14 protein-coding genes and 1 riboswitch are annotated in these 19,821 nt (G+C 42.7%); all 14 genes read right to left on the bottom strand.

Features of this window, described 5'->3' with window-relative positions:
• Positions 1-52: 52 nt before the first annotated feature.
• Positions 53-1,381 (bottom strand): SWIM zinc finger family protein, encoded by a 1,329-nt coding sequence (locus ACN9MR_RS22415; protein ID WP_426326756.1) that lies wholly within the window; start codon positions 1,379-1,381, stop codon positions 53-55.
• Position 1,382: 1 nt separating this feature from the next.
• Positions 1,383-4,478, bottom strand: a complete 3,096-nt coding sequence (locus tag ACN9MR_RS22410; protein ID WP_426326755.1) for a DUF6493 family protein — start codon at positions 4,476-4,478, stop codon at positions 1,383-1,385.
• A 617-nt stretch (positions 4,479-5,095) separates the two neighbouring features.
• Positions 5,096-7,816 carry a hypothetical protein gene (locus ACN9MR_RS22405; protein ID WP_426326754.1) on the bottom strand — a complete coding sequence of 907 codons (2,721 nt, stop codon included), beginning with the start codon at positions 7,814-7,816 and terminating at the stop codon, positions 5,096-5,098.
• A 1-nt stretch (position 7,817) separates the two neighbouring features.
• The gene (locus ACN9MR_RS22400; RefSeq protein ID WP_426326753.1) at positions 7,818-10,190 is read right to left on the bottom strand and encodes a hypothetical protein; all 2,373 of its coding nucleotides are present in this window, start codon (positions 10,188-10,190) and stop codon (positions 7,818-7,820) included.
• Positions 10,191-10,193: 3 nt separating this feature from the next.
• Entirely contained in the window at positions 10,194-10,898 is a 705-nt protein-coding gene (locus tag ACN9MR_RS22395; RefSeq protein WP_426326752.1) for a hypothetical protein, read from the bottom strand.
• Positions 10,895-12,046, bottom strand: coding sequence for an AAA family ATPase (locus ACN9MR_RS22390; RefSeq protein WP_426326751.1), 1,152 nt, complete (start codon positions 12,044-12,046; stop codon positions 10,895-10,897). Before ACN9MR_RS22390 ends, ACN9MR_RS22395 begins: the two co-directional genes overlap by 4 nt.
• Positions 12,043-12,675, bottom strand: a complete 633-nt coding sequence (locus tag ACN9MR_RS22385; RefSeq protein ID WP_426326750.1) for a hypothetical protein — start codon at positions 12,673-12,675, stop codon at positions 12,043-12,045. The genes ACN9MR_RS22390 and ACN9MR_RS22385 overlap by 4 nt, the downstream gene beginning before the upstream one ends.
• Before the next feature lie 617 nt (positions 12,676-13,292).
• A complete protein-coding gene (moeB, locus tag ACN9MR_RS22380; protein ID WP_426326749.1) occupies positions 13,293-14,330 on the bottom strand; it encodes a molybdopterin-synthase adenylyltransferase MoeB in 1,038 nt (345 codons plus the stop codon).
• Positions 14,324-15,448, bottom strand: coding sequence for a 2-iminoacetate synthase ThiH (gene thiH, locus ACN9MR_RS22375; RefSeq protein ID WP_426326748.1), 1,125 nt, complete (start codon positions 15,446-15,448; stop codon positions 14,324-14,326). The genes moeB and thiH overlap by 7 nt, the downstream gene beginning before the upstream one ends.
• The gene (locus tag ACN9MR_RS22370) at positions 15,435-16,205 is read right to left on the bottom strand and encodes a thiazole synthase (protein WP_426326747.1); all 771 of its coding nucleotides are present in this window, start codon (positions 16,203-16,205) and stop codon (positions 15,435-15,437) included. Before ACN9MR_RS22370 ends, thiH begins: the two co-directional genes overlap by 14 nt.
• Before the next feature lie 11 nt (positions 16,206-16,216).
• Entirely contained in the window at positions 16,217-16,852 is a 636-nt protein-coding gene (locus tag ACN9MR_RS22365) for a thiamine phosphate synthase (RefSeq protein WP_426326746.1), read from the bottom strand.
• A 10-nt stretch (positions 16,853-16,862) separates the two neighbouring features.
• On the bottom strand, positions 16,863-17,465 hold the full coding sequence (locus tag ACN9MR_RS22360) for a thiamine phosphate synthase (RefSeq protein WP_426326745.1): 603 nt from the start codon (positions 17,463-17,465) through the stop codon (positions 16,863-16,865).
• A gap of 6 nt (positions 17,466-17,471) precedes the next feature.
• The gene (thiC, locus tag ACN9MR_RS22355) at positions 17,472-19,355 is read right to left on the bottom strand and encodes a phosphomethylpyrimidine synthase ThiC (RefSeq protein ID WP_426326744.1); all 1,884 of its coding nucleotides are present in this window, start codon (positions 19,353-19,355) and stop codon (positions 17,472-17,474) included.
• A 13-nt stretch (positions 19,356-19,368) separates the two neighbouring features.
• Positions 19,369-19,572, bottom strand: a complete 204-nt coding sequence (gene thiS, locus ACN9MR_RS22350; protein WP_426326743.1) for a sulfur carrier protein ThiS — start codon at positions 19,570-19,572, stop codon at positions 19,369-19,371.
• A gap of 64 nt (positions 19,573-19,636) precedes the next feature.
• Positions 19,637-19,725, bottom strand: a riboswitch (TPP riboswitch).
• Positions 19,726-19,821 lie beyond the last annotated feature (96 nt).

Below are 19,821 nucleotides of genomic sequence, written 5' to 3'. Positions count from 1 at the left end.
CAATTAACCAGTTAACAAAGTGAACCAATGACTAATGAACCAATTATCCTAACTATCCTGCAACCATCTTTACGGCCAGAATATGTTTGCAAATACCTCTTTTGCCCTGATAAGCGGTAAACCACTCGCAGGTACAGCGGTAGCCTTGTTTATCGATTACTACCTTGTGTAGTACGCCTGTGCCTTTAACTTCGGCTTCTATATAATCGTTTTCCTTTTTAACCATTTTAACCTGTTGCTCATCGATCAGTTTTTTGGCATTTTTAAGCCGGGGGTTTAAGCTCAAAATGCGTTCGGTTTTAAATGGAAGCTGGCGGTAAAAATGGCTTCTTCCCATCACATCATAACCCAGTAAACCGATAGCGGATAAACTGGAGGTGAGCTGATTCATGGTGCCGAAATCGATATCGTGTTCAATGGAAAGTAAAGTAGGATCAAAGTTTTCGTTGGCTTTAAGTAAGCTGTTTAAGCCATATATCCATTCTGCCGGAAGGTTTTCGGTCATTTGATCTAATGCTTTACCTTCGCCGGAAAAGCCCCTGTAGGCGTCTGGGGAGAAAGCCATCAGCAACTGCATTTTGCCAAACTCATATACAAAGGCAACGGTTTGTTTATCGGCCGATTCGTAAATGAAAACTTTATCGGCAATGGCTAAAATACCATCTAATAAACGGAGACGGTGTAAGCCACCCACACGAACGGCATCGGCCGTGGCAATGGTAGAGAACATAAATTTGCCTGCTCTTTTCGCAATAAAGAAATCGCCTTTAATGGCGCCTTTTGGCAGGTTTTGAAAAAGCTGTATGGTTTGTATTTTGTTCAGCTCGAACCGGAGGTCCATATCGGCCAGGTAAAGCTGTACGCTGGTTAAACCTTTAATCCAGCGTGTGGGTAAGGTTACTTTTTTTTCTACTACCTTAGTTTTGGTGGTAATTATCTGTACATCTTGCTGACCAACGGCCAGGGTTACTTTTTCGTTTTTTTGAATGCTGTTTAAGGCATTAAGCATGGGGTCGTTAAAATCGACATTGGTAGTGCCACTGGCTATAAATTCTCCGTCGATAGATTCGGGTTTCATATCTAAGCGGACATAGACCCCGTTGCAGGAAGAAAAACCTTCGAACCTGATGCGTTCGGTGCCTGCAGTAACAATAGGATCGCGTAAACTTGGCGGAATTGGTCCGAAGCTGGAGCGTACTACTTTGGCAATGGTACTCCAGCATTTAGCGGTTATATAAGGATCGGTTAAGTTGCCCCAAAAAAAACAGGGGATATTGTTTACAGTTTCTATTTCGGTTTGATGAGCCAAAACCAGGCTGTTTATGCCTTTTGTTTTGGTAAAGGTAGAAACACCGCTATAGTGATATTGGAGATCGGTCATGTTAGGCTTTGATGATTTGTTTAATTAAACTTTTAAGGGAGGCATTATCTTTCCATTTTTCGAAAAAAGCAATTGCTGCTGCCGAAGGGTTTTGATTGGTTTTGAAGAGGACATCGATGTAATGTTCTACCAGTTTTTTAAAATTAACAGGAAGTTTATCGTTAATTACCAGGTGTTTAAATAAGGATTCGAGCAATTTTAGAAAAGCGGAATTATGCAATGCAGAAACATCTTTTAAGGCACCGATACTTTCTACCAGGCGTAAAAATGCACCATATTTATTCGATGCCAGATAAGCTAGTTTAACCGCAAGCAGATCGAGGTTTATACTTCGTTTTTCGATCAGGTTGATCAAAACTTCTGATGCCATTAAACGCACTTCTTTTTTATCCATAAAAAACATGCAGGCAAAAACGAGCATCGAGATATCGGAAAAACGGAACCCTGTACTGTTGGTTACATGGAGAAAACCTTTCAGTTCTGATACCCCACCGCTGGCATGGATGCAAGAAGAACGGAGCATAAACCAGCTTAATGCATCAGCATTTTGCGGCATCAGGCTGTTCCAGTAATTGATATTGCCCTCTCCGCTTATCATATACTCCCAACTGTTTTTCCGGCCGTAAAGGTCTAAGCCAAAAAGGAAATAACCTGGTGTGTTTACATAGGCGGGAGAATCGAATTCGATGGCGTACCAGGATGGAGATTTTTCCATTTTTTTGGTCTGATAGTTCATGTATTCATTCCATTTTTCCTTAATGCTGATTTCGGGTTTAAAAGGAGAAACAGCCATGGGGTAATCGCTAAGGTAGGTATTGCTAAATTCGGTAAAGGTTTCGTCAGGATAGTAGGTGCGGGCCGCTACAGCCCATACACTTTTAAAATTTACATCTGCCGGGCTATTGATTTTATTTAAGAGTTTATTAAAAATACCGTCTGATTTAACAACAATCTCTTTGGTGGTGCCGAGACAGAAGGCCATTAAGGCTTTAAGCGGTCCGGTAAGCCTGCCCAATAAAGGGATGGCTTCTTCTACCTGCTCTCGTGGCATACGGCCAATGGCGATGGTTAAATCGAGCGGGTTAATTTCTGCCCCATTTTCCTGGTAGGCAATTAGCCTTTCTAAAAGCACTTTTGGTGCCACCCAATATGGATAATGGCTGGGAAAAGAGAGCATGGGCAAATTGATATTGCTGGCCATTCTTTTTTGTACGATATCTAAATAAGGCCTGATGAGCAGCAGCGTTTTTATTTTGTGATAGGTACTTTGTTCTATGGTAAAAACGTAATCGATACTTTTTATTTTTTCGCGCAGAAATGTGCCGATGTAATTTTTATGGACACTCTCAAAGTATTTCTTTTCTACTTGTTTGCCATAAGGGGCCAGCTGTTTGGCATAATCGGCCGGAAACAAATGCCTTTGGTTAATGTAGGCGTTCAATAAGATTTCTCCATCGGTAATTTCTTCTGATGAGATAAATTTACCGAACAGATAAAGTACCTCGTTCCAATCTTTTGGCAATACGATCGGTTCCAGTAAAACCTGTTCTTGCTTAGGTTCGTAATGATAGGTTGCTAATTCATCAACTGCCGGAAGAAGATCTTCTGCGGCCAGTAAGCTGCTTAAACCCGAGCGGACATTTCCCAGCATTAGCGAAGTATAGCCCGATAATTTATCGCGTAAGACTGCATCTTTTGGTGAGGCAATTTTTAAAAGCAGTTTACTTGCCCTTTCCTGCAGGTTAAGATCGGGCACTACATACACATCAGCAATAAGCGCGGTTATCTTTTTATTTAGCTTAGGCTGCGATTTATTTAGCTTTTCTAAAACCGGTAAAATATTTTTGATGGCAGTTTTATTATCGTTGCTCATCATCAAAGGTTCAAGCCAATCAAGAAAAGAATTTACGTTAAACTTTTTCTCTTCATAAATCTGTTTAACCAACTCTATTGCTGCATTAACAACCGGTGCAAAAGCATATTGTAAACAGGCAAAAATATATTCCTGATAAACAATAAGTTCGGCTGCGCCAGGATTTAAATCTGTTAATCTTTTACGATAGAAAGATTTAAGGTTATTATTCCATGCTTTGGTTTGGATTAAAATGGCCTGTTCTATAAACTGCTGGCGGTCTAATTTGCCTTCCTGGAGTAAGGTGTTATAAATAATTTCCCATATAGAAAATTCGTTATAGGCCTGGCTATCGCTATCTCTGAAGTGATTATTCTGTATCCCGGTTTCGTAAAGGTATAAATTGGGCACATCGCGTGTATAGGCTAGTTCATCGTTTACAATATATTGGATAAAATCTCTTGGTTTCACCTTGGTTACCCACTCATTGGCATTTGCTAAACATAAAGCATAAAGCTCGGGCTGTACGGTAATTAAAGCATGGCTTTCGAGAAACCTTAGGGTTTGGTAACTAAAACTTCGCCACTCGCTCTTTTTTATTTTATCGAGAATAAATTCGTTGATCCAATCGGGTTTTGCCCATTGAAGGACCGCTAAAATAGAGTTTCTTTGTTTCGCCTTGGCCAATAAATCGAAGACCTCATCCCAGGACATGATATCCGTTTTGCTCAATATGCCGATTGCGGTAAGGGTGATTATCTCCCTTAATTTTTCATCGCCCCTGGTACCCCAGCTATAGTTTCCTGTTTTAAATTGTGGCTCGTTGGAGAGATCTACGAACGCCATCCAATAACGTTTTTTTGCCTTAATGTGCTTTTTAAGTACCTCTATATTTCCTTTGGCATTTTCTTGCAGAAAGGGTAAAAGTGCGGCAAGGTTTTTCTCTTTCAGAATGGCATCGTAAGCATTTAATATTTCTGCTACATCTTTATTGCCATCTTTTTTAGCTGTTTTTATAGTCTGGTTAGTAACCACCTCGCCTGTTTCAGAATAGCCCTTTTTTGTTTTTTCGCTCAGCAGTTTTTCAGCGGCTTTTAAACACTGTTGGTTATCATCAAAAGTTTTGGTCTGCGAAGTACCACTGGTTCCATTTCGGCCGTAAGTAACGGTATAACAATTGTTCAGTACTTCAATCTGCCAGAATTTATCTGAGCTGCCATCAATATATTTAAGGTGTTTTTTCATGCGTGGAGCACTCTTTGAGCATTTGAGATTCCGTTAATTTATCAATTGCTAAACTATTCAATTTTTTCTAAAAAGAGAAGGTTAGCTGGAAGTTGATTATTAGTGATTTGTTATCCTGATCAGATAACTATCGCATGAAATGAAAGCGATTTAAAGCGCGGAGAAGATGGGATTTTAGTCCCAAGCCGGGTACTATGGCGTAATTAGTGCGGTTGCTATAACCGATAGATGTAAGATTGCTTTCCCGAACATTCGGGATTCTTCCCCGCATCTGATAGCTAGCTATCGGATGACGAACTTTTTAGTATCTGTTAGTGGTAGCGCTTGTATTAAGGGTGGTTGAAGTGAAGGATCTTTTTGATTAACCATATAAGACATATAAGGTTCATTATAAGCTTGAGGCCTTATATTTTCTTAAATTCCTTATATGGTAATGCATTGAGTTTAAGGTTCCGCCTGCGCGGGAATGACGGCCGCTTTTACCACCACATCAACTTCATTATTTATCATCACACGCTGTGGTTTTTGTGCCTTCTCTCTGTGTATTTTGTGGTTAAAAAGATGGGAAGTGATGATGGGGCCAGACAGGCGTTTGGCCTACAATTAACCTCATTCAATTATTCTTCTATATCGATAATGTGTACCGAAATCCGGTTATCGGCCTCGAGTAAACCGAAATGATGCCGTTTAGGAACATTAAAAATGCGTATAATATCATGATCGGTTATGACCTCAAAAAGTAGCTGTGCTTTTTTTCCGCTGATATCGTATACCCGTGCTTTTTCGCTGTTGGCTACAACAAGGTGATTGTCTGGAAGTATCTGTATACCATGCGCACTTAAGTCTGCCGCGAAAAGCGGGATACTGATGGGCATTTCTTTTAGCGTAGGGCTAACAACCAGGCAGCCATCGGTTGTTAATACGGCTATTTTTAGTGCAGTATGCACACTGCTTACCGAAAAGTTGATAATGGGCGATTCGAAAAATAACATTTCGAGTATTCCGGTATCAGCTGTACGCACCAACATATCGCTCCCGATAAAATACAGGTGGTCTTTTCGCCAGTACATTTTGTTCTTGTTCGAAAAAATCTGATAGGCATCAATCGACGATTTATCCCAGGTACAAACAACAGAAGTTAATGGCTGCCCTGTTACCGTGTACCTGTTTAACCGAATGTCTTCACCATGCGTTAGAAGAACAGAAAGCGTTTTTTGGTCGGTAGATTCGATTGCGGCAGCCATATTTTGGCCTAACCAACAGATTTGAGAAAGAACGATTTCCCTTTCGAAATTGTGGGTTTCAGGTAATTTGCGGTGTTCACTTGGAACGGCATCCCCACTGATTAAAATGCGGTTCGATATGCCTGCATCGGCTATTAAAGCATAATAATCGTCAACATTGGCTTTAAACAGGTATAAATAATCCATACAGTCTTCCCACTTCATGCGGAGCAGCTGCAGGGTTTCATTTTTGATGCCAATGCCGATCAGCTGATCGTGGAAACTACAGAAATCAACCCACTTTATTTCACGGTCCAGTTGAATATAACGATCAGCCTGCTGCTGTTTAATCTCTTTATAATGGTTAATGGCATAACGGTTTACATCCTGAACGATCATTGGATCTTGGCGCATGAACCGATCCATCATTTTTAACGCACTAAAATCGCCCGCCGTAGTTTGTTGGCTTACAATTTCGTAACAGATGTTTAAAGCTGTTTCGCGAAAGCTTTCATCTTCACTGTTTTCGGCAACATTGGCAAGTACCCTTAAAAAAACGGTGTTTTTGCCCTTGCTTAGCTGTTCTGTATAAAAGGCCTTAACTGTTTTATTTAAAGGTATTCCGTTTTGCACCCTAATTTCGAAATAATGTTTTAAACATTGTTCTGCCTGGTTGTTGTTGTGCCAGCCGCTAAGTAACACTGCTTCACTTCTTTTAGGGTCTCCAATTTTGAGTTCGATAATGCTTGCAGCCTTTAAATGATCTCTGGCGCCCAGCGATTGCAGCACTACATCTTCATAATATTTTAGTGCCTGCTGCTGTTGTCCCATTTGCACATACAGATCGCCAACTTTCTCGTAATTGGCCAGGTCTACATATAAATTTATGGCTTCGTTTAAAAGCCCGCCTTTTTCTAAACACTCGGCTGCCAGATTTTTATTGTTAAGGTGGTCTTTATAAATTGCCGCAGCTTCGCGATAATGTTTGCCTTCACGTAAGGTTCTTGCTGCTCTGTCAAGATCGCCCAGGAGGTGGGCATAAACATAGGCTGCCTTTTTAAAATCGCGATCTATTACGGCCTGTGTGGCCGTTTTTTCGTAACGTTGCTGAAGTTCCCATCTATAACTGCCCAGATCCCATACATCGGCAGCTAGTCCATTGCCAAAATTCTTAAAATTCAGGTTTAAACTTTGCCTGCTTAATTTGCCAGATGGTGCTGCGGTGCCACGATTCAGGTATGCACTATTTAATGGGATGGCATACTGTAAAGCAGCATCTTTATCTTTATCAAATAGCTCCACCAATCTATTGAGTTCACTGTCCCGCTGTTTTTCGATGGAGGCCATTTTTTGATTGATCCAGGCATCTAATTGTTGCAGAAAACTAGGGGTTTGTATATTGGCCATGGAAGCGGCCTGTTTAGGAGCCAGAAAGGCAATGATTTGGAGCAGAAATTTACCGATAAAAGCAAAGCCTAACAAAACCCAAAGCCCCAGGTTGCTTAGCGGTTTTAAAATGTTGCTCCATTTATTGCTATGCTTTTGATCTTCTTCTGTTTTTGGGATATCGGATAGTGGCTGTGTATTAATCAATGCCTTTAAATCATCAATGGCATCGGTGGTTTGTAGTGGTTCGATCATTACCGAGCGGAGCTGCGGAAGAACGGGTGCTAAAGGCAAATTGTGGAGCCAGGGCTTTGCCACTGTTTCTGGTATTTCAATCAGATCTGCCAACTGGTAACTATCCTGTTGTTCAAATCCAACGAGGCCTATATTGGGATGAAAAAACTGTACATCCCATAGTTTTGCTGCACTTAGTTCGCTATTGCGCAGTTCGGGGAAAAGTTTGGCATTTACAGGAATGAAAAAGCCCTCGGTTACCTGGGTATAGGGATATCGGATCTGATCGCTTTTTGGAATAGCGGCTCCAAAAACCACAAACAACCCGATACAATTGTTCTGTGCCACACTTTCGGGCACAAGATAGGCCTTGATGGATAAAAAATCTACAGACCAGTTGGCCATTTCTGCAAACCAATCGGCGGGGCTGCCTGGTAAATAAGCCCCCCAGGTGGCATGAGTAGATTTTGCCTGATAGCGGAGTTGAAGTTTCATATTATTTTAGTCCATCTATAAAAGCCTGAATATATTTTTTATAAAATACATGCGGTTCCAGGTACTGGCTGCCCCGAACTTTTGTGAAATAGAATGCACCACTTAAGTACCCGTCGGCACTCCAGCAAGCCGTTGGCTTGCCAACCACCATAATGATGCAAATCTCCGGAATATTAGGCTTACTGCTTTTAAGGTGTAATTTTCCCCTCGAATCCATAATGGCCGAACTTCCGTTTGACCAGCTAAATTTGGTAAACCTAATGTTTGATAAATGTTCTACTTTTAAAATTTGCTGTGATTTGGCGTTTAGCCACTCCACATCCGCCGCTTTATCTTTCCAATGGAACTCATTGTTGATGAGCAAAAATTCTTTCTTATCAGCAATAATCCTCCCTAAGGTATGGATGTAAATCTTTTTTACAGTATTAATGGTGCTATATCCATTATTCAGGTGCTTTTTTATCCGGAGCTGAAAAATCCGGGAGTCACTACCACGGCTTTTTACCCTTTCACTATCGCCCTCGTTGGAAGGGATAATGTTTCCGTTTCGGGGGTCTATCATGATGAGTTTATATTTGTGCTTAAGATAAAAATAGGGAGCGATAAACTGAATATCACTTATGCCTTTATGCGAAATGGATATTTCAGTTAAGCTATAATCATATGCCGCTGTATCGATCTTGTATAGCTGTAGTTCTTTGCTGTTATCAGGCAAAAGGAGCATAAAAAGGGTATCTTCCATCTCGCCAAAACAATATTTTCCACGGGTTAACTGCCCGGCCAGTTCTTTAGCACCAAAAGCTTTTTTTGGCCAATAAAGCAAACGTAAATCAATTGTAACAGCAATTATGCCATCGTTTTTTAACACATAAAGATCATTTTCGCTCATCCTGATCTTTGAAGTAGGGTAATAAAGTGGAAATTCAGGTTCGTTCAGTGCAGCAGGCAGATCAGCCTGGTTAATACGTTTAACCTTTTTCTGATAGCCGTGGCTTACAAGATCGGACAAATCGATATGTGCCTCTCTGATCAGTTTAGATTGATTTTTACTGATTTGGAACATCTGCAGGTGTCCGCTGGCAGATATGGTGATCAGGTAATTTAACTGATTTCTGATTTTTAAAAAATAAGGTGCAACAGTTGCATCTTTTAAAAAATGGGAAGAGGTGATGAATATATACCTGCCATTTTTTTCGGCATGTGTTGCGAAAGCCTTAACCAGCGGTTCGCCGCAGTGCAGTGCCGGATCCATTTTTTCGAGTAAGGCCTCCGTATCTTTTTTGGTTTCGAGCGCTGTTATACTGAGGTCTTTTCCGCCCAACAGCCATACTTTTAACTGTTGGTTTTTTTCTTTACTTTCCCTAAACGCCAAAGCGGCTGCAACAGCGAATACCCGTGCAGATCCCCACATTTTTAAGGTAGAATCGATAATTATGCCCAACTGCTGCACCTGATGGTTAGGTGCTGTTTCGCGTTTTAGAAAAAGGGCTTCATTACTGGCCAGCCGGGCGGTGAGCAGAAGATCGTCTTGAGCGAGTTCGCTCAGCAACAGTTTATCGTAAGTGCCTTTGTTGGCGATATCAGAAATCCCGCCCAAACTTTGTTCGTTATTGCTGTTCAGGTACATCGGGATACTTAAGGCAGCCATAATCCTTCTGGCCAGCTGGCTAACCGTATTCGTTTTTTTATCGTTTTCCAGTTCGGCCAAAAGGTCTTTGCCTACAGGTTCAGGCTGAGGAATATCAATGGGCTTAGGCAACGCTATAAGGCTGGTACGCTGTTTAAGTACTAAGCTTTCTACATCTTCGAAAATAGCGAGGGCGTCCGCCAATGGCGCGAGATCCTGAACCAAGTTTGTTTGTTTAAGCACTGCCTGTTCGCCAAAAATATCCTCGTCCATTTCGCCGCTGTTAAATTCCTTTAATATGGGCAAGAGTCCCATATGGTATCCCTTAACGTTTAATGCATCAAAAATAGACTGGAGCAGTAATACCCTGTTCATTTCTGAACGGTATTGATGCGGCAATTGGTTAACGATGCATAAAAACTGGTAGGCCTGTGTTTTTAGCCCCTGGTCTGGATCCTCAATAACGCTACTGGCATCCGTACTGCTGTAGCGGATATCGAACAACGTTTGTTTGGCCTTATAAAGGGTTTCCCAATCATCTTTACAAGCGCACAAAATCAAAAGAATAGTGCCTAAAGAAAGCGAGGTAGTTTTAGGAAGGTCTTTTAAAATATTGGATAAGTCTTCACGGTAGCAGATGGTTTTTTGGTTGGCAAATTCGATTACCTGTCCGCGCGCTGCCCACCTCCAAAAATAATTTTGATAGGCCCTAAAATAGTCGACGGTATTTTGTGAGGAGTAAGCCATATGTTAAAATGAAACCTGTCTTATCACTGCTCGGTCAGCGGGTTTAAAAAGATCAATTGCGATGGTATTTTGCCTGCCGCTTTCGTTAAAAAGAATATATGAGGGTATAATTGGTTTAAGTTTTTGGTTAAGCAGATTGCCTAAAAATGGTGGGTCAAAATTGTATCCGGCCGGGACAAGCAGATTTCCATTTAGCCAAAAAGTTTTGCCAGGTATTGGCGGAAGCGGATCGCCAATAATAAGTACTTCTTGCGCTGTTGATACCACAAATTTTAGCTTCTGCAAACGGATCTGTGGAGCGCCATCCACATACTTTTTCCATGCCGCAAAATTGGTTTGCAGGGCATATGCAGGGTAAGGGTTTTGGCTGCGCAGCAGGTTTACAGGCATTAGCGGTGCCTGTTGTGCCGGAATTGCCGATACAGGCATTTCTAAAGGCATAAATTCAGGCAATGTTTTCCATTCCACAACCTCGAGCAGGGCAACGGGGGTTAACTTTCCATCCGGGAAAAGACGGTTTTGCCCATCGAGTTTATAGCTGGCCAAAATAGGGAGAGAATCGATCAATACCTGGTTGTGTTTATTATCCAAAGGTCCCTTCAGCCAGATCAGCTCATCCTGCCTGCAGGCACTCCAGCCCTCAACCGCCCTGATATTACCAATCTGATCTTGGTATTTGCGTTCTAAAACCAGTACCTTCATGTTCATGCAGACTGCATAATCTGTTTCCAAAGCAGATCTATCGGCTCCTGTACATATTTGCGCTGCGCTTCGTTTCCAATCCACTCGCAGCGGTTGTTCAGGTGTACCAATCGGTCTTTAATTGATGATCTTTCTGCCATTGCAATTTCGGGCAATGCCCATTGCTCGGTTAAATGCTGTACCTCTTTATAAATTTCTTCTGCATCAGGTTTGGTGTTTTCTTTTACCCTGGGGTGCTGGTTTTCAGAAATATCGGTAGCGATGATAACATTAACAATATTGGCGATAATTTCGCGCTGTTCTTCTGTATCCCAAATGTGCTTTAATATCCAAAGATCAGAAGGGATGGCTTTATTTCGTTTGCAGATCAATGCGCTTGCGGCAATCATCCGCTGCAATTTTACAGCCCGGCGATCGGAAACCTGTAGTCCGGCATTACGCATTTTATGGATCAGTTCGATATAGGCAGGTCTGACTTCCTGAAGGTCTACTTTTGCAGTAAGCTCCTGTAAACTGGCAATTTCGGCTACCGAGATAGCAGGTTTATCACTTCCATTATGCTGTTCGAGCACCCAGCCTGCGTTTAATACTGCATCTAGTTCTTGTGGATCAACATTATCTGATTTTACACGGATGAGAAAGCGGTCGAAAAGCGCTTGCAGGGCTTCGTCTTCGGGCAGGTGATTACTGGCGCCTATTACCATTAGTGCAGGTAGCTTACGGGTTTCTCTTCCACGCCTGAAAATCCGCTCGTTCAACACCATTAACAAACTATTTAATATGGCGCTGTTTGCATTTAAAAGTTCGTCTAAAAAGATGAGCGATGCTTCCGGAAGCATACCCGCTGTGTTGGTTACCAGGTCTCCTTCTCTGAGCTTGCGGATATCAAAAGGGCCGAAAAGTTCGTTTGGCTCTGTAAAACGGGTAAGCAGGTACTCAAACGTCTGTCCATCTATCAATTTGGAAAGTTCGCGTACGGTTGCACTTTTTGCGGTTCCCGGAGGGCCTAAAATGAAAAGGTTCTCCCTGCCCACCAGGCAAATGCCCATAAGGTCGATAATTTCATCTTTGCCAACAAAAACCTTTTTTAAATGCTGTAGTACCTGCTTCAGCTTATCGATGGTTAAATGCGTGGCTAACTGGGTTTCGTTCATATTGTTTCTTCGTTAAGGATCAGGTTTAAACCAGGCCATAGTTTTGCCTGGTATGCACCCAAGGCTTCTTTCACTAATTTTAATTCATGTTTGCTATTGATCCTGCCCATATCCTTTTTCAATATGAGCCGATCAATATAGGCTACCCTAAGCGAAGGGTGATCGGGTATTTTGTCTCCTATAGTTACGTTTATATCAGCTATCCCTATGCTCGAAAAGGGCCAAAGCCGGGCTATTGCTTTTAATTTGTAAATTAATGGATCTTCTGGCGACAGGCCGCTTGCGAACCTGAAAATATCGGGCAGGAAACGCAGCATCAAATCTGCTGAATACACCGCTTCGGGTGTATATTGGCCATTGTAATCGACTAGTAATTGATTTAATTTTTCTTCGCCGATATCTCTGAGCAGAACCAATTGTATGGTGCTGAAAATATATTTCGCTGCCCATAACGCTGCTTCAGGGTCAAAACGTGGGGCAGTATATGGCATAGTTAAGGCATCTGCCCAGTAATACTCCTCTAATAATATAATTGCCCGATCTGAGGTATAAGCATCAAAATCTACAATCTGGTTAGGCACGGTTACCTGTCCGGTTTGGATAAGATCTGTTAAAAAAAGGTCAAGCATCACCCTCGAGTATTGGTTAATTTAGAAAAGCAAGATACAAATTACCGAGACAATTTTTGGCTTTGCAAAGGAAACGTAGAATTTTTAGTCTGGAGTGGGCAGTCTGGAGTAAGTCAATGCATTATTCCTGGCACAGCGCCATCCTGAGGTTCGGAGTGTCGTCATTTCGAGCGGAGTGCAACGCAGTCGAGAAATCTAACCCGCATAGATTTATCTCCTGGAAGGTTTTTTTGATTCGAACCATGTAAGAAATATAAGATCCATATAAGCTCAAGTGTCTTATATTTGCTTATATTCCTTAAATAGTATACTTTAAGATTAGCTTCGCTGAGCACTGCATGGTTCTGCCGGCGCGGGAATGACGGCTGCTTTTTCCATCCAACTCTGCAGTCTTTGTGCCTGCTCTCTGGGCCCTCTGTGGTTAAATGACGAGTGATGCTTTTCGGAATTTTTGCAGGTAACATGATAACTACTGACCACGTAGTAGCTACAAGACAATTGAAAATAATATTTCTACTTGTAAAACAAGTTCAGTATGACGGAATGCGCTCAATCAACTCACAGTTAACCGATTTAAACAATTAACCAGTTAACAAAATGAACCAATAACTAATGAACTAAATTCCTTCCTTCAAACTATATACCTCTCCTTCGTAAAGCCCTGCCAACAACTGCATCGCCATTTTGCTTCTTTGCCCGGTTTGGCAATAACATACTACTTTTTTGTGCTTTGGGATAAGGGTAAGTGACTCCGTTAGTTCGTACAGCGGAAGGTTGATTCCTCCAATATTGCCATCTTCATGTTCGTAACTTTCGCGTACATCAATTAAAAAAACTTCATCAGCATGGGTTTCCAGCCAGCTATCCAATGTGGTTTTATCAATTTCCGGTATGGCTTTACCAGTTTTGGCTGGCGCTGGTTTTGTGGTATCAGCTGGTTTTTTTGCGGCAATTTTAAATACCAATACGGTATTGTTCAATGCATCGATAGTCATTAGTTTTCCGGCTAAAGTTTCGCCAATGCCACAGATTAATTTTAAGGCTTCATTGGCCATGTACAGGCCTATTATGCCGGGTAAAATGCCAATTACCCCACCTTCTGCACAGTTTACATTTTCAGTTGGTGGAGCTGGATAAAGGTCTCTGTAGTTTGCTCCACCCTGGTGGTTAAATACGGCAACCTGGCCTTCGAACTGTAAAATTGAGCCAAAAATGAGTATTTTTCCTAAAGCCACACAGGTATCGTTCACTAAGTAACGGGTTGTAAAATTATCCGAGCAATCGATCACCAGGTCGTAATCCTGGCAAATGTTTGCCGCATTATCAGCCCTAAAACGTTCGTGATAGGTACTGAAAACCACATGTGGATTAAGTAATTGGAGTTTTGCAGCGGCAATTTTTGCCTTAGGTTGCCCAATATCAGTATGGTTATATAAAATCTGCCGGTGCAGGTTACTCAATTCTACCACATCATCATCTACAATCCCGATTGTTCCTACACCTGCTGCGGCCAGATACTGCAATACCGGGCAGCCCAAACCGCCTGCGCCGATAACCAATATTTTGGAGGCTTTTAGCTTTTCCTGCCCGGCGAGGCCCAGTTCGGGCAGGATCATTTGCCTGTTGTAACGGTTCAGTTCTTCTTTTACTAACATGATTTTTGGATCAAACTCATATCCCAATCTTTCCAAATAGGATCGTAACCCTGTTTTCTGATCATGGCCGCAATTTCCTGTGCTGAACGTTCGTCTGATATTTCGAACTGTTCCAGTGATTGAGGTTCTACCTGGTAACCACCGGGATTGGTTTTAGAACCTGCACTAATCGCGGTAATGCCCAACTTAATCACCTGGTTGCGGAAAGCCATGGTTTCGCGGGTAGAGATAGACAGTTCTACTTCACTGTTGAATAAGCGGTAAGCGCAGATCAGCTGTACCAATTCCTTATCGTTCATGACCACTTTAGGTTCTAAACCACCGCTAAAAGGCCGCAGCCTGGGGAAAGAAATACTGAATTTACTTTGCCAGTATTGTTTTTCGAGGTAAGAGAGGTGCAGGGCCGTAAAAAATGAATCTGTACGCCAGTCTTCCAGTCCGATTAATACGCCAAGCCCCATTTTATGGATCCCTGCCTGCCCCAGGCGGTCGGGCGTTTCTAAGCGGTACAGAAAGTTTGATTTTTTGCCTTTTGGATGGTGTTTGCGGTAATCATCCTGGTGGTAGGTTTCCTGGTAAACCAAAACCGTATTTAGCCCGTGTGGAATGAGGGTTTCATAGTCGGCTACATCCAAAGGCTGCACCTCCATGGATATATGGGCAAAATGTGGACTGATGAGGTCTAATACTTTTTTAAAATAATCGGTGTGTACACTTTGGTTGGCTTCGCCTGTTACCAGCAGCACATGATCGTAGCCCATACCCTTAATTACGGCCACTTCCTGCATAATTTCCATTGGGTTGAGTGTTCTCCGCCTTACCTTGTTATCATAACTGAAACCACAATAGGTACAGATGTTATTGCATTCGTTAGAGAGGTAAAGCGGTATATACATTTGTATTACCCGGCCGAAACGGTCTAAAGTTAATCGCTGACTGATCTGCGCCATATCTTCGAGGTAAGGTAACGCTGCGGGAGAAATAAGCGCTTTAAAATCTTCCAGTTCACGCTGTGTATTATTCAATGCCCGCTCTACATCTGCAGCCGTTTTATCGTAAATGCTGGCCTTGGTATCGTCCCAGTTGTAGGATTCGAATACCTCGTTAAAACTCTTCATCTAAAAATGCGGTTAGTGGGCTGCTTGCTGCAGCATAGTGTGTTTGCGCGGCTAATTTAGATTCGAAAGCCATTCTGCCGGCTTCTACAGCCATTTTAAAGGCAATGGCCATGTTGGTTGGATCTTTAGCTATGGCAATGGCGGTGTTCACTAAAACGGCATCAGCACCAATTTCCATGGCTTTTGCCGCATCAGATGGTGCACCTATCCCGGCATCGATAATGACCGGAACCCTGCTCTGACTGATGATAATCTCCAAAAAGTCGATGGTGCGTAACCCTTTGTTGCTACCAATGGGGGAGCCCAAAGGCATTACGGCCGCTGTGCCCACATCTTCCAAACGTTTACATAAAACCGGGTCGGCATGGATATAAGGCAAAACCACAAAACCAAGTTTAACCAGTTCTTCAGTGGCTTTTAAGGTTTCGATCGGATCTGGCATGAGGTATTTTGGATCCGGGTGGATCTCCAGTTTGATCCAGTTGGTTTCTAAGGCCTCGCGTGCCAGCTGAGCGGCAAAAACGGCTTCTTTTGCATTGCGCACACCAGAAGTATTAGGCAATAAATTAATGTGCGGATATTTAAGGTGATGGAGGATATCGTCGTCCTTGCCTTTTAAGTCTACACGTTTAAGCGCTACGGTAACCAGTTCGGAGGCCGAGGCAATTAAGGCACTTTCCATCTCTTTAGCGGAACTGAATTTTCCGGTACCGGTAAAGAGGCGGGAGCTAAAGGTTTGATCTGCTATGGTTAACATATCTGTAATTTTTAAATCGAATGAATACTGAACTTGCTGTTGATTTCTTCAAGAACCGCAGCTGTTTGTGTTTGGTTGGTGAGCGCTGCCGAGATGGCAATTCCGTAAATTCCGGTTTCGAGTATAGCCGGAATATCAGCTGCTTCAATGCCACCTATGGCAATAATCGGGATATTGATTCCGGCTGTTCTTACTTTTTCCATTAATTGGTAGTAACCTGCTAAACCCACAACCGGGCTCAGGTTTTCTTTGGTGCGGGTAAACCTGAATGGACCCAAACCGATATAATCAGCACCTTCGGATACCCTTTGCTGTATATGTTCGAAAGTATTCGCTGTACCTCCGATGATCTGGTGTTTGCCGATAATTCTCCTGGCTTCGAGAATGGGCATATCCTGCAGGCCCAGGTGTACACCATAACTGCCCACTGCTTTAGCCAGATGCGGAAAATCGTTTACGATGAGCTTGGCGCCATATTTTTCGCATAAGGCTTGTGCGGCTTTTGCAAAAGGCAGGATTTCGGCTTCGGCCTGGTTTTTAATGCGGAGCTGGATCCACTTTCCGCCAGCTTGGAGCACCTGCTCAATGGCATCGATATGGGTACCTGTTTTAGGTGCTTGCGAGATATATTGTAGGGACTGAATCATATTGATGTTTTTAAAGTGCTTGATGGTGCGCCAGGCAATGTTGCTGTGCTTTTTTAAAATTGATTAAAGCCTGAGCGGGATCGTTCCAGATACTGCCCAATAGTGCAACGCCATCGAAATTCATTTCTTTTACCTGATCGATCTGGTTGAGGCCAATGCCGCCCAAAGCGATTAATTTTGTATTGCTGTTATACTTGTTTAGCCGAAAACCCGGCGGGATAATCCCTAAATAACCAGGCTTGGAAAGGCTGTTGAACACTGGTCCGTAAAAACTGTAGTGATAGGTTGCAATAGCATCAATAGCCGATAATTGGTGGATGGATGTGCTTAATATCTGGTTTTTAGGCATTATGTTCGTCGATAAGTTTTTTCTGAAACTTTCGGTATGGTGGATTCTATTCATGTTATAATCGTTGGCCAGCGCATGGAAATGGTGTAAAGCAATGCGGGGATGATATTCAGGCAAAATCCCTTCCACAATTTTGCGGTACCCGGCCTCATCGGCATTTTCCTTACGCAAATGGAAAACCTGTAAACCGGCTTCGAAAAGCTGATTTACAAGATGACATTCTTCTTTAAAAATTGTCGGTTTGGCGATTACAATCAGTTCCATAGCGGTTTAAGAATAAATTTCGCTTCCTTTTTGGGTAAACTCTTTCGATTTTTCCTGCATGCCCTGCGCTAAAGCCTCTTCTGCTTCTACGCCCTGTTTTGCAGCATACTCCCGCACATCCTGCGTAATTTTCATTGAACAGAAATTTGGTCCGCACATGGAACAGAAATGTGCAATCTTGGCACCCTCTGCAGGTAAGGTTTCATCATGAAACTCTTTTGCCGTATCGGGATCGAGCGAGAGGTTAAACTGATCTTCCCATCTAAATTCGAACCTAGCCTTACTTAAAGCATTATCACGATATTGTGCACCTGGGTGGCCTTTGGCCAAATCGGCTGCATGGGCGGCAATTTTATAGGTAATTACACCGTCTTTAACATCTTTTTTATTTGGCAGGCCTAAATGTTCTTTCGGGGTTACATAACAGAGCATCGCTGTGCCAAACCAGCCGATCATGGCTGCACCAATGGCCGAGGTAATGTGGTCGTAACCTGGTGCAATATCGATCGTTAAAGGGCCTAAAGTATAAAATGGCGCCTCGCCGCAATGTTCGAGCTGTTTTTCCATATTGGCCTTGATCAGGTGCATGGGTACATGGCCAGGGCCTTCTATAATCGTTTGTACATCGTGTTTCCAGGCTATTTTGGTGAGTTCGCCAAGGGTTTCGAGCTCTGAAAACTGTGCGGCATCATTTGCATCGGCAATACAGCCAGGCCTTAAGCCATCGCCTAACGAAAAAGCCACATCATATGCCTTCATAATTTCGCAGATCTCCTCAAAATGGGTATACAGAAAGTTTTCTTTGTGGTGGGCCAGGCACCATTTGGCCATAATGGATCCGCCACGCGAAACAATGCCTGTAATCCTTTTAGCAGTTAAAGGCACATAACGGAGCAGTACACCAGCATGGATGGTAAAATAATCTACGCCCTGTTCGGCCTGCTCAATCAACGTATCGCGGAAGATTTCCCAGGTGAGGTCTTCGGCTTTTCCATTTACTTTTTCCAGAGCCTGATAAATAGGAACGGTACCAATGGGCACAGGCGAATTGCGGATAATCCATTCGCGGGTTTCGTGGATATTTTTCCCTGTTGATAAATCCATAATGGTATCGGCCCCCCAACGGCAGGCCCAAACGGCTTTTTCTACTTCTTCTTCGATGGTAGAGGTTACGGCCGAGTTACCGATATTGGCGTTAATTTTCACCAGAAAGTTTCGGCCAATAATCATGGGCTCTAGTTCGGGGTGATTGATATTGCAGGGGATTACCGCCCTGCCGGCTGCTACCTCTGCCCTTACAAATTCGGGTGTAATGTAGCCTTTTGGTGTATTTGCGCCAAAGCTATTGCCCTGGTGCTGGTGGTTCATTACATCGTACTGATCGCCCAATTGCGCATTTAACAGTTCGATCTGCTGGTTTTCCCTAATGGCGATATATTCCATTTCGGCCGTAATGATGCCTTTTTTTGCATAATGCATTTGAGATACATTGGCGCCGGCTTTTGCTTTGTAAGGTTTGTTGGTGAAGTTAAAGCGTAAGGCATCAAGCTTTTCATCAGCCAGGCGCTGTTGCCCGTAAGCAGAAGATAGTTGAGGGAGTTCTACCACATCCAGCCTGTCTTTAATCCACTGTTCCCTTAGCCGTGGCAAGCCTTTTTTTACATCAATAACAGCATTAGGATCGGTATATGGTCCGCTGGTATCGTAAACCGTTACAGGCGGATTAGGTTCGGTTAATCCAAAGCCGTTATGGATTTTGGTTTCCGATAAACTGATTTCGCGCATGGCCACCTGGATATCGTGGATTTTTCCAGGTACAAAGATCTTGCGTGAGGCCGGGAATGGACTGCGGCTGATCACCTCTTGATTCGGAGTTTTTTCTTGTTTCATATTGGTAGCTGTTTTATCCGCCTTGAGTGGCTTTGATGAGTATAATCTGATCGGCTGGATTTAATACATGGGTTGCCCAGTCTGATTTGGGAATAATGGTTTGGTTTACGGCAATGGCAAGGCCATTTGTTTCTGTTGAAATAACAGCAGCAAGCATCTGTTCGATGGAACAGGCCTCGTTGAGCAGATAGTTTTGATTGTTTATAGTTACTTCCATATGCTAAAAAATTGGAAAAACTATAGAGATTGCCCCAAAATGGAGATCGAAAAGACAGCAATGTAAGATTGCCTTCACTTTTCCCTTCGGCAGTACTAACTGCATCAGGTTCAAAGGGTATTTCTCAGCACGTAGGCACCCCTAAAGTTTTTTGTAAATATATGCGATTAAATTTCTAATGCAAATAAAAATTGATATAGATAAAATCTATAAAGCGCTATCGCTAATATAGAGGCAGGGGTAGAAGAT

It is taken from the genome of Pedobacter sp. R-06 (assembly GCF_049913135.1).
Classification (GTDB): Bacteria; Bacteroidota; Bacteroidia; order Sphingobacteriales; family Sphingobacteriaceae; genus Pedobacter.
The sequence above is the reverse complement of the archived record's forward strand: the minus strand, read 5'-3'. Positions and strand labels throughout refer to the sequence as shown.